The sequence below is a fragment of the Parapedobacter sp. genome (genome assembly GCF_053550995.1).
This window is the reverse complement of the sequence record NZ_JBMQOC010000069.1, coordinates 1-11,171: the sequence shown is the minus strand read 5'-3', so window position 1 is coordinate 11,171 and position 11,171 is coordinate 1. Positions and strand designations below refer to the sequence as shown.

Genomic DNA, 11,171 nt, shown 5'->3' with positions numbered 1-11,171 from the left:
CAAGACCATGGCAATCCGGTAAGTTTCCGTAACATCTGGATCAGACCTTTGTAATTGTTAATTGCCAATGGTTAATGATTAATGATTAATGCGGAAAGGGCCGGAAAACATTGAGTTTTCCGGCCCTTTCTTCTATAATTGACAATTAAAATTAACCATTAAAAATTGACAATTGTCTTCTCGTAACTCTCGTTATGCACACTGGCCACTGCCCGGCCCGAGGGATCATTCAAGTTCTGGAAAGAAGCATCCCATGCCAACGCCTCCGGCGTGCTACACGCCACGGATTTGACGGACGGTACCGTCAACGCGGCGGCAGTCGATGGGAAATGTTCGGTAAAAATAGACCTATACAGGTATTCCTCCTTGTTTTGCGGAGGATTGACGGGGAACCGATCCGCCGCTTCGGCTAACTCCGCATCAGTGACGCGCTGCGCGGCTTGTTCTTTCAGGGTATCGATCCAACTGTACCCCACACCATCTGAAAACTGTTCTTTTTGCCGCCACGCAATGCTTTCGGGCAGGTAGTCTTCAAAAGCCTTACGTACGACCCACTTTTCCATCCGTCCTTCACGGATCATCTTGTCTTCTGGATTCACACGCATCGCGATATCGATGAACTCCTTGTCCAAGAATGGCACACGCCCCTCCACGCCCCATGCGGCCAACGATTTATTTGCCCGTAAACAATCGTAAAGATGTAATTTACCCAGCTTGCGGACGGTTTCTTCGTGGAATTCCTTCGCATTCGGCGCTTTATGGAAGTAGAGATACCCACCAAACAACTCATCGGATCCTTCGCCAGACAATACCATTTTGATGCCCATGGATTTAATGACCCGGGCGAGGAGATACATGGGCGTGGATGCACGTATGGTGGTTACATCATAGGTTTCCAAGTGGTAAATCACATCGCGCACGGCATCGAGCCCTTCTTGTATGGTGAAGTTGATTTCATGGTGGATCGTACCGATGTGGTCGGCAGCCTTCTTTGCCGCGATAAGATCCGGCGACCCCTTTAATCCAACTGCAAAGGAATGCAACCGCGGGTACCACGCCTTTTCCTGGTCGTTAGACTCCACCCGCCGCGACGCGAACTTCTTCGTCACCGCAGCGATCACCGACGAATCCAATCCACCTGAAAGCAATACGCCATAGGGCACATCAGACATCAACTGGCGGTGCACGGCATCCTCCAGCCCCTTACGGAGTACATCGATATCGGTTATATTATCTTTTACGGCTTCGTATTGTTCCCAATCGCGCGTATACCACTTCTGTGGAGCGTTGCCCTCCTTACTGTACAGGTAATGCCCCGGAGGAAATGTTTCTATCTTGTTACAATAGCCCTCTAATGCCTTCAACTCCGAAGCGACGTAAAAAGTACCCGCTTCATCCCATCCCATATACAACGGAATGATCCCGATGTGATCACGGGCAATCAGATAGGCATCGTTGTCTGCATCATACAGCGCGAAGGCAAAAATACCATTCAAATCTTCAATGAAGCCCGGCCCCTTCTGTGCGTATAACGCCAAAATCACCTCACTGTCAACTTGGGTGGAAAAACCATAATCGGATAGTTCACTACGCAATTGTTGGTGATTGTAAATCTCGCCATTCACGGCGAGCACGATATTTCGATTCGAGCTATATAACGGCTGCTGGCCTGATTTCGGATCAACGATTGCTAAACGTTCATGCGCTAGGATAGCTCGGTCTGAGCTATATATCCCCGACCAATCTGGTCCCCGATGCCGAATGCGCTTCGACATCTTCAATACCTGGGGGCGCAATTCTTCCGACTTGGTTTTCAAGTCAAAAGCTCCAATGATTCCACACATAAATGTATACAGTTAACTATGCATTATTGCTAATGTTGCAAAGTAACGCATAAAATATCAACATTCGCAACAAAAACAATTTTTTTTAATCATTTTTTCAAAGAAACAAGATTATTTAAATAATTATACTAACAAAACAAGCGGTGCAGTGTCACAATTTTAATATATAGACTTTGTGGGGCGGCGTTGTCCCCGATGGTACCCCACGGGTCGCCGCGGCTATTGGCCGACCGCAATATAAACACTACTTTTGCAGCGCCCAAAGATAATCGTTTGCCTTGTTTAATTTGGCAAACTTTATTAAGTTTGGGTGCATTCCGCTGGAGAATACATCAATTCAACAAAACAACGTGAAAAAACGAATCGCCATTTTTGCCTCAGGATCTGGGTCGAACGCCCAGAAAATCATGGAACACTTCAAATACGACGATCGGGCTGAGGTCGCTTTGGTCCTCACCAACAATCCGGATGCTTATGTACTCCAGCGTGCAGATAATTTTGAGGTACCTACCCATATTTTTGACCGGTATGCATTATACCAAACGGATGAAATCGTCGATCTGCTCATCAGGCTCCAGATTGATTTGGTTGTGCTCGCGGGTTTCCTTTGGCTGGTTCCTCAGAATCTATTGAAAAAGTATCCCAATAAAATCATCAATATCCATCCGGCTTTACTACCGGCTTATGGCGGTAAGGGCATGTATGGCGACCGCGTACATCAAGCTGTGCTTGATGCGGGCGAAGAGGAATCGGGTATCACCATCCATTTTGTCAATGAACGATTCGATGAGGGTGAAATCATTTACCAATCCCGTTTCCGCATCGAACCTAGCGACAACCTTGAAGTCATTAAATTTAAAGGCCAGCAATTGGAACATCTCCATTACCCGAAAGTCATTGAAAACCTACTGAAGAAAATGTAAAGCCTAGCATACGAGGCGGCATCCGCCAACGTAGAGACATGCGATGGTGATTTTGTCGGTTTTTTACAAGTGCAGATACTTGTCGCGCTGTAGTTTTGTGCTGAAACAAAAAAAATAGCATGAAAAGTATTTATTCGACCGTCAAAAGACATGGATACCTCGTATGCTGTATCGCTTGGCTTGGCATCATTCAGGGTTGTGAAAAAGGTGACACGGGGCCACAGGGGCCGATCGGAGAACAAGGGGTTCAGGGTGAAAGAGGAGAAAAAGGCGACAAGGGCGACAAAGGTGATCGAGGCGCTACCGGAGAAAAAGGCGACAAGGGTGACCGTGGCGCCACAGGACCAAGGGGCCCGCAGGGTGAACGTGGTGCCACAGGGCCAAGGGGCCCGCAGGGAGAGCCCGGGACCGCAAATGTCAGCGAATACGAATGGGCTGATAATGGTCTTCCCGGGATCCAATTTGCTGCGGGAGACGAAAGCTCCTTGGAGTTTGTCTTTCCGTTGACGATTAGTGATTTTCAAAACAGCGTAGTGCTGGTTTATGGCGAATTCGGTAATGGCAACAGTATCCAGATCCCCTATGTATCTAAATTCTATAATTTCAATGCCAATTTCCTGTATTCAGGAACAGGTACGCAGGACTGTACCATGCGCATTACCAAAACAGCAGGGACATCTACCAATGCCATAAGATTCATCAAAATCAGGGTGCTGGTTATCCCGGCTGCGAATTTTGAAGACATGAGCAGTGTCATCGATGCAACCGACATGAACGAAGTCCGCAAATATTTCCGGTTAGAATAACATGAACCGGTAAATTGGTCAAGCGGCCTACAGGCAAGTAAAGGGCGCACGACAAAAACCACGAAGTGCTCACCGCAGGTAATCCGTATTGCTCGCGAAGCGAACCTTTGTGGACTAAAAAAATCACGCAAAGTTCACGAAGGCGCTTTGCTTTCGCGCAAAGTGCCCAAAGAAATAGACTTTGCGACCTCTGCGAAGCCTCAGCGACCTTTGCGTGAAAAACCGGAAATCTGTCGTGCATCCACAAGTAAACAGGGCAACCGCATTTAAAACTTGTCGTCATTGCGAAACTGTGTTGGGTTGTGCGAGTTGAAGCAATCTTCGACGAAAACAGATTGCTTCGCTCCATTTCACCGGCAAACGCTCTTGCTCGCAATGACGCAAAAGGCAATGACGCCGAGGGTAAAGTACGGGGCAAACGCTCTTGCTCGCAATGACGATTAATCGTTTATGTTTTTAAATGCCGTTGCCCTGGCAAGTAAATACCGGGGCAAAAATGCACGGGGATTTTTTTTATCTTTGCGGCTCATAAACTAAATAGCTGAATAGCGAATGAGCCATCCCGTAAAAATCAAAAATGCACTGGTCTCCGTATATTATAAGGATGGCCTTGCACCATTAATTAATCTATTACACAAACAAGGCGTTACCTTTTATTCTACTGGCGGCACCGAAACGTTTATTCGTGAGCTTGGCCACGACGTGGTTCCCGTAGAGGACCTTACCGGATACCCCTCTATTTTGGGTGGCCGCGTGAAAACGCTTCACCCTAAAGTATTTGGCGGAATCCTGTCGCGCCGGCCGTTGGAAGCCGATTGCCAGCAATTGCAGGAATATGAAATCCCCGAAATCGACCTTGTTATTGTAGACCTCTACCCGTTTGAAGAAACGGTGGCATCGGGCGCATCAGAGCAGGAAATCATTGAAAAAATAGATATTGGCGGCATCTCGCTGATCCGTGCCGCGGCGAAGAACTTCAACGATGTGGCCATTATTGCCTCCAAAGACGACTATAAATACCTTGAAAATATCCTTGCCGAAAATGAGGGGTATACGTTCCTTGAACACCGTAAAGAACTCGCCAAACGCGCATTCAACGTGTCGTCGCACTACGATTCGGCCATCTTCAATTATTTCAACCGGGAAGAGCCGCTGCAAGTGTTCAAAAAAAGTGAACAACAGGCCCAGGTACTCCGTTATGGCGAGAACCCCCACCAAAAGGGCGTTTTTTATGGCAACCTGGATGCGCTGTTCGATAAGCTGAACGGCAAGGAACTATCCTATAACAACCTCGTGGATGTGGACGCGGCGGTGGCGCTCATCGATGAATTCGATGAACCGACATTTGCCATACTCAAACATACGAATGCGTGCGGCGTTGCTACCCGCCCGGATTTGCTCACCGCTTGGCAGGATGCACTGGCCTGCGATCCGGTATCGGCATTTGGCGGTGTAATCATCTGCAACGGCGAAATCGATGGGCAAACGGCCGAAGAAATCAACAAACTGTTCTTTGAGGTTTTGATAGCGCCGACCTACAGTGAGGCCGCGCTACGCATACTTACCAGCAAGAAAAACCGGATATTGTTGCGGCGCAAACATACGACACTTCCCAAGAGCCAATTCAAAACATTGCTCAACGGCGTGATCGAACAGGATAAGGATGCGGTAATCGAGGGGCCTGAACAAATGCGGCCCGTTACGGACAAAGCCCCTACCGAGCGGGAGTTGGAAGATCTCTTCTTTGCCAATAAAATCGTCAAGCATACCAAATCCAACACCATTGTACTGGTCAAGGATGGCCAGCTATCGGCAAGCGGCGTGGGGCAAACCTCGCGCGTGGATGCGCTGAAGCAGGCCATCGAAAAGGCCAAGTCTTTCGGGTTTGATTTGCGTGGGGCGGTGATGGCGTCAGATGCGTTCTTTCCGTTTCCCGATTGTGTGGAGATTGCCGCCGATGCGGGCGTCACGGCAATCAGCCAGCCGGGGGGGTCCATCCGCGATAAGGAATCTGTCGAAATGGCCGACAAAAAAGGCGTAGCGATGGTTATCACCGGTGTGCGGCATTTCAAACATTAATAATATGGAACACGGATCATTGCGGATACGAAAACGTTCAATTGAATCCGTGTCATCCGCGTCCAATAAAAAGCAACTCGGTTATGAAATTCGGAAGTGTTGAAAATCCAGAAGCGATAGATTTTACCCTACCCCCCACCCACCCCGATACCCTGGCTTTGTTGGGCAGGCATAAACCCACTAAGTCGTTGGAGGTATATGTGGGCTGCGCGAAATGGAACAGGCAGGACCTCAAGGGGTTCTATCCGCGAGGAACCAAAGATGAGTTGAGCTATTACGCTACGCAATTCAACAGCATCGAGTTGAACGGTACGTTCTACAACTCGCCCGACAAGCAGCAGGTGGAGACCTGGAAAGCCAAAACCCCTGCTGATTTCAAGTTTTTCCCGAAGGTACCGCAATCCATCAGTCACTATGGCCGTTTGCTCAATGTGGATGAGAAAATGACCGCATTCGCTGATGCTATCGCATTATTCGAAGAAAAGCTGGGGGTAAGTTTTCTCCAGTTGCACGACAATTTCAAACCGAAAGATTTTGATCGATTGGCGACATTCGTCAAGAAATTTTCGAAATCCGTACCATTGGCGGTGGAGGTACGTAATGCCGAATGGTTCGCTGACGCTCCCACTAGCCAAAAATTATATAGCCTGCTGGAAGAAGAAAAAACAGCAAATGTACTTGTGGATACAGCAGGCCGACGGGACATGCTTCACATGCGCCTCACCACCCCAACCGCTTTTGTTCGCTATGTAGGCGCCAATCACCCGACGGATAAGAACCGGCTGGATGACTGGGTTGCCCGCATCAAAGAATGGCGCGACGCGGGGTTGCGGTCGCTTTACTTTTTTGTTCACCAGAATATTGAAGTCGAATCCCCACTCCTTTCCACGTATTTCATCGAAAAACTTAACGCCGACCTCGGTCTCGAGGTAAGAGGGCCGGTCGGCAAGCTGTTTAATTGATCAATCGTCGTATTTCTCCAACTGGCGGAGCAGCGTAGCGAAGTCCTTTGGGTAAGGTGCCTGGAAATGATAGGGCTTATCCCCTATCGTAAGCCGCAGTTCATGTGCATGCAGTGCAAACCGCCGCATGATGGGCTGTTCTTCCTTTCCGCGCCCCAATGAAAAGCCGCGTTTTTTGATCTGCGAAAGGTATACCGGTTTGCCGTGGTATAGGGCGTCCCCCACGATGGCGGCTTGCTGTGTGGCCAAGTGTATCCGGATCTGGTGCATCCGGCCGGTTACCGGACGGCATTCCACCAGGGTAAAATGTTTAAAATAACGAAGCGAGTTGAAATAGGTTTCGGCCCGCTTGCCATTGGCCCGGTCTATCGTCACGTTTTTATTGCCCAGGTTAAGTATGGGCAGATCGACCAGCACATCTTCGAACACATGGGTCCCGCCGATGATGGCATGGTAGGTTTTCGTCACGCGCCGGCGCTCAAATTCGATAGACACCAACCGATAGGTTTCAGGGTTTTTGGCTATGAGCAACAGTCCGGAGGTTTCCTTGTCGAGCCGATGGCATACTTGGGCCTCGGGGTGGTACTTTTTGGCCAAACGCAATACACTGGGTTCTCCCCCCTCCCGTTCATCCAATGAGGCCAAAAATGCAGGTTTGTTGATCACGATCAGGTTGTCGTCTTCGAAGATAATCTGTTCTGCAAACTGCGGCAACTTGGGCACATAGCGATCGTGGTTATTCATGTGGGCAAAATTACGTATTCGTAGCGACAACGGGAAACCTATTCCGCCTACGTTCCGCCAAAAAGGCTATCTTTGCCGTATGGATAACTACGCCATTATTTTCGATATGGATGGGGTCATCGCCCACACCAACCCACACCATACCGAAGCATTCAAGCAGTTTTTCGATAAATACAATGTGGACTACACCATGGGGGAGTTTGAAGACCACATGTATGGCAAGCACAATGATTACATCATGCGTTATTTTTTCAAACGCCCGCTGGATGATGCCGAAGTTAAAAAGCTCGCTGAAGAAAAAGAAGCACTCTTCCGTGAGATGTATGCAGACCATGTTGTGCCCATAGCTGGCCTGCCGGGGTTTTTGGACGGGCTTAAAGCCGCAGGTTACCGTATAGGGGTTGCCACTTCGGCGCCTCGGGCCAACCTCGACTTCATCATTGACAAACTCTCCATACGCCCATATATGGATGCGGTTTTGTCTAGCGAGGATGTAACCGCCCACAAGCCCGACCCGGCAATTTACCTCAAGTCGGCCAACCTGCTCCAGGTGCAACCGAGTAATTGCGTCATCTTCGAAGATTCGTATTCCGGCGTATCCGCAGCCCGCAACGCGGGTGCGGTGGTCGTCGGCGTACTTACCTCCCATACAGCGGATGAACTTCCCCCCTGCAAGCGTTATATCTACGACTACCGTGAAATTGGTATAGATGACATAGCCAATCTATTAACCAGCCCCGATGCCTGATTTTTCCGGTTTCTTGCAAGGGCCGGTCGAATGGGCTGTTTTTCTGGGTTGTGCCCTGCTCATTGGCATGTCCAAAACAGGCATACCCAATATCGGTACCTTCACGGTGCCTATATTCGCGCTGCTGTTCGGCGCAAAAGCCTCCACAGGCATCGTGCTGCCCATGCTATGCATGGCGGATTTACTTGCCGTCATTTATTACCGTAAGAAGTTCCATCGGGCACTCGTACTCAAACCCATGCCCTGGGCATTGCTGGGGTTGGTCGTTGCACTCGTTGCAGGGCATCTTATCCCCCAAAAGGGATTCAAGGTGATGATGGCTATCTGCATCCTTGTGGGGATCGTGACCATGGTGTTCACCCGGCGACCGGAGCGGGCCTATGCCCTCACCGAATCACCCTGGTTCGCGCCAGTCATGGGGTTCTTGTTGGGTTTTTCAACCATGATCGGCAATGCGGCGGGTCCACTCCTCGTTGTCTATCTACTTGCGCTCCGATTGCCGAAGTTTGCTTTTGTCGCCACCGGGGCGTGGTTTATCATGACCCTCAACTACTTGAAAATCCCCTTGCAAGCTTTTGTATGGGATAACCTTTCATGGAACAGTCTCCTGCTTGATTTGACGGCACTTCCGGTTATACTGCTTGGTGGGATCTTGGGTATCCGCATGGTCCACATACTTCCCGAGCGCCAGTTTAAGACCGCCATGATTGCGCTGACGGTCATATCCACCTTATTTCTGTTCGTATAAGCAGCCGCACCCTGTCGCCAGCTAGCTAAGTTCTGCTTTGAAGAAGTCCACGGTACGCTGCCACGCCAACTTCGCGGCTTCCGGATCAAAGCGGGGCGTGGTATCGTTGTGAAACCCATGGTTGACGTCGGCATACATATACACGGTATACTGTTTATCATTTGCCTCCAATGCCCGCTCATAGGCCGACCACCCTTCGTTCACCCGCGTATCCAAACCGGCATAATGGAGTTGCAGCGGAGCCTGTATTCTCGGCACGTCAGCCGCAGCGGGCTGTCCTCCGTAAAAAGGTACGGCAGCCTTCAGATCAGGTATACGGACAGCCATCATATTGGAGATCCACCCACCGAAACAGAAACCCACCACCCCGACGTTGCCATTACATGTTTCCTGCTGTTTCAGAAATTCGGCGGCAGCGATGAAGTCTTCGAGCATCTCATCGCGATTCCGCGTGCTCTGCATTTCGCGTCCCTCATCATCGGTGCCCGGGTACCCACCCAACGGACTCAATGCATCAGGCGCAAGGCTGACAAATCCGGCCACAGCAGCCCTCCGGCACACGTCTTCGATATGCGGATTCAGGCCACGGTTTTCGTGTACCACCACAATCCCTCCCAGCTGTTGGCTATGATCTTTCGGTATACACAACAATGCCTTTATCGTGCCGCCTCCTTTCGGCGAAGGGTAGTCGACATATGTTTCCGTGATCCGACGATCGCCGGCCTTGACCTGGATACGCTCCTGGTAATTGGGCATCAGGAAACTCATGAGTGCTGGCACCGTGACAGCGCCGCCTGCATACGCCGACAACCGCTGCATGAAATCTCGGCGCGATAATCGATTATGTGCATAATCGTCGTAAAGATCAAAGACCTCCTGCCGGATGTCTTCTTTTTTTAATTGTTTCATCGTTTCTAGTTTTTAGCGCTCCCTTGGTATGTGTTGGCTTCTTGCGCCGGGCCTGCGTAGGCCAAGACGCAAACGCAAGTATAAAAATAATTAAAAATAGAAATATCGGAGATAGCTGCCATTACTTCTGCAAATCTTTAAGTAGCTTCCTGAGGTTAATCCCCCTGCCAAGTACCGGCTTGAATAGGTCCCCTTCGGAACGGATGCGATCCAACGCGTTGGCAATCGTAAAATCACTTATCTTCAACCCTTTTTTCACTTCTTTCCAATGAAGTGGCATCGACACAGTGGCATCGGGCTTTGGGCGAAGTGAGTAAGGTGCCGCCAGTGTCGCCGACGGCCGGTTTTGCAAAAAATCGATGTACACCTTGCCACGGCGCTTGTCAATCATCCGCTCCACGCTAGTAAAATCGAGTGTTGCATCCACTTCGTTGGCCACCCAGCGGGCGAAAAGCTGCGATTGGTCGTACGTGTATTTCGCGCCCAAGGGAATATAGATATGCAGGCCGGTGGAACCGGAAGTTTTACAATACGAAGGGACGGCGATGGTCTCCAGAAAGGCATGGATAGCATTGGCGACCTCGATCACCTGCTCGAAAGTATTGGTTTTATCGGGGTCGAGGTCTAGCAGGCACCATGTTGGATAATCTGGTTTATGGATTGTGCTGCTCCATGGATTCATCTCGATAGCTGCCAAGTTGGCCATATAGAGCAGGGCTGCCTCATTATTGCAAAGCATGTAATGCTTGCGTTTACGCTCGCCCTCGGCTTTATAAGGGTACTTTTCTACCCATCCCGGCACCTTGCCGGTCATGTCTTTTTGATAGAAGCTCTTACCCTCGATCCCATTGGGAAACCGATTGAGCGATTGGGGCCGGTCCTTAAGATAGGGCAGTATGTATTTGGCCACCTGCCGGTAATAATTGAGCATATCAGCTTTCGTGTACCCCCCCTCCGGCCAGAGTACCTTTTGGAGATTGGTGAATTTCAGTTCATTGCCGTTTACTTTCTTCACCTGCGTTTTTTCTTTCTTTTTCACTTCTTCCATAACAACCTTATTTTCAAGCACCACCGTTTTGGCATCCTTATCCTCCCGCAGAGCGATGAATGCAGGGTGCCTGAATACGCCTTCCTCGGTCACTTCGGTATAATGGATTTCACACACGATTGTAGGGGCCAGCCACGTTGCCTCCGCATGCGGCGGATTGGGTCTGAACCGTGATGGTTTGCTCGGGCCGGGAGTAGTGGTGAATGGACTTGTTTTGCGGACCAGCGGTTTGAACAAGCGCAGCATTTCCCGTTGTTCGGCATCTTTGAACCCCGTACCTACCTTTCCAGCATATCGGAAATCTTTACCCTCAAATACGCCCAGCAACAAGGCGCTGAACGGTTTTGAGGTTCCGGTATT

At 49.8% G+C, this 11,171-nt stretch carries 10 protein-coding genes; 6 read left to right on the top strand and 4 right to left on the bottom strand.

Translation table 11 applies throughout. The annotated features are described in order from the left end of the window. Positions 1–158: 158 nt before the first annotated feature. On the bottom strand, positions 159–1,844 hold the full coding sequence (gene asnB / locus ACO1NT_RS10060) for an asparagine synthase B (RefSeq protein WP_449048497.1): 1,686 nt from the start codon (positions 1,842–1,844) through the stop codon (positions 159–161). A 350-nt stretch (positions 1,845–2,194) separates the two neighbouring features. Between asnB and purN the strand changes: the two genes are divergently transcribed. The 4 genes from purN to ACO1NT_RS10040 all read left to right on the top strand — a co-directional run bounded on the left by purN (position 2,195) and on the right by ACO1NT_RS10040 (position 6,614). Beyond that, positions 2,195–2,767: a phosphoribosylglycinamide formyltransferase gene (gene purN / locus ACO1NT_RS10055; RefSeq protein WP_449048496.1), complete on the top strand. Its 573-nt coding sequence runs from the start codon at positions 2,195–2,197 to the stop codon at positions 2,765–2,767. A gap of 119 nt (positions 2,768–2,886) precedes the next feature. Then, a complete protein-coding gene (locus ACO1NT_RS10050) occupies positions 2,887–3,573 on the top strand; it encodes a hypothetical protein (RefSeq protein ID WP_449048495.1) in 687 nt (228 codons plus the stop codon). 552 nt (positions 3,574–4,125) lie between these two features. Beyond that, positions 4,126–5,652: a bifunctional phosphoribosylaminoimidazolecarboxamide formyltransferase/IMP cyclohydrolase gene (gene purH / locus ACO1NT_RS10045; RefSeq protein WP_449048494.1), complete on the top strand. Its 1,527-nt coding sequence runs from the start codon at positions 4,126–4,128 to the stop codon at positions 5,650–5,652. An 83-nt stretch (positions 5,653–5,735) separates the two neighbouring features. Then, the gene (locus ACO1NT_RS10040) at positions 5,736–6,614 is read left to right on the top strand and encodes a DUF72 domain-containing protein (protein ID WP_449048493.1); all 879 of its coding nucleotides are present in this window, start codon (positions 5,736–5,738) and stop codon (positions 6,612–6,614) included. Here ACO1NT_RS10040 and ACO1NT_RS10035 read toward each other — a convergent pair whose 3' ends face one another. Then, on the bottom strand, positions 6,615–7,358 hold the full coding sequence (locus tag ACO1NT_RS10035; protein WP_449048492.1) for an RluA family pseudouridine synthase: 744 nt from the start codon (positions 7,356–7,358) through the stop codon (positions 6,615–6,617). A 79-nt stretch (positions 7,359–7,437) separates the two neighbouring features. Here ACO1NT_RS10035 and ACO1NT_RS10030 point away from each other — a divergent pair, with 79 nt between their 5' ends. After that, positions 7,438–8,106, top strand: coding sequence for an HAD family hydrolase (locus ACO1NT_RS10030; RefSeq protein WP_449048491.1), 669 nt, complete (start codon positions 7,438–7,440; stop codon positions 8,104–8,106). Then, positions 8,099–8,854 carry a sulfite exporter TauE/SafE family protein gene (locus ACO1NT_RS10025; protein ID WP_449048490.1) on the top strand — a complete coding sequence of 252 codons (756 nt, stop codon included), beginning with the start codon at positions 8,099–8,101 and terminating at the stop codon, positions 8,852–8,854. The genes ACO1NT_RS10030 and ACO1NT_RS10025 overlap by 8 nt, the downstream gene beginning before the upstream one ends. 21 nt (positions 8,855–8,875) lie before the next feature. Here the strand turns inward: ACO1NT_RS10025 and ACO1NT_RS10020 are convergent, their stop codons facing one another. Continuing rightward, entirely contained in the window at positions 8,876–9,763 is an 888-nt protein-coding gene (locus ACO1NT_RS10020; RefSeq protein ID WP_449048489.1) for a dienelactone hydrolase family protein, read from the bottom strand. Positions 9,764–9,884: 121 nt separating this feature from the next. Beyond that, the coding region (ligD, locus tag ACO1NT_RS10015) for a non-homologous end-joining DNA ligase (RefSeq protein WP_449048488.1) at positions 9,885–11,171 on the bottom strand (1,287 nt) is incomplete at its 5' end.

Excerpts from the sequence above, each read along its gene's own strand:
- asnB (WP_449048497.1), bottom strand. The coding sequence starts at position 1,844 with ATGTGTGGAATCATTGGAGCTTTTGACTTGAAAACCAAGTCGGAAGAA.
- ACO1NT_RS10040 (WP_449048493.1), top strand. The coding sequence starts at position 5,736 with ATGAAATTCGGAAGTGTTGAAAATCCAGAAGCGATAGATTTTACCCTA.
- ACO1NT_RS10020 (WP_449048489.1), bottom strand. The coding sequence starts at position 9,763 with ATGAAACAATTAAAAAAAGAAGACATCCGGCAGGAGGTCTTTGATCTT.
- ACO1NT_RS10030 (WP_449048491.1), top strand. The coding sequence starts at position 7,438 with ATGGATAACTACGCCATTATTTTCGATATGGATGGGGTCATCGCCCAC.
- ACO1NT_RS10035 (WP_449048492.1), bottom strand. The coding sequence starts at position 7,358 with ATGAATAACCACGATCGCTATGTGCCCAAGTTGCCGCAGTTTGCAGAA.
- purH (WP_449048494.1), top strand. The coding sequence starts at position 4,126 with ATGAGCCATCCCGTAAAAATCAAAAATGCACTGGTCTCCGTATATTAT.
- ACO1NT_RS10050 (WP_449048495.1), top strand. The coding sequence starts at position 2,887 with ATGAAAAGTATTTATTCGACCGTCAAAAGACATGGATACCTCGTATGC.
- ACO1NT_RS10025 (WP_449048490.1), top strand. The coding sequence starts at position 8,099 with ATGCCTGATTTTTCCGGTTTCTTGCAAGGGCCGGTCGAATGGGCTGTT.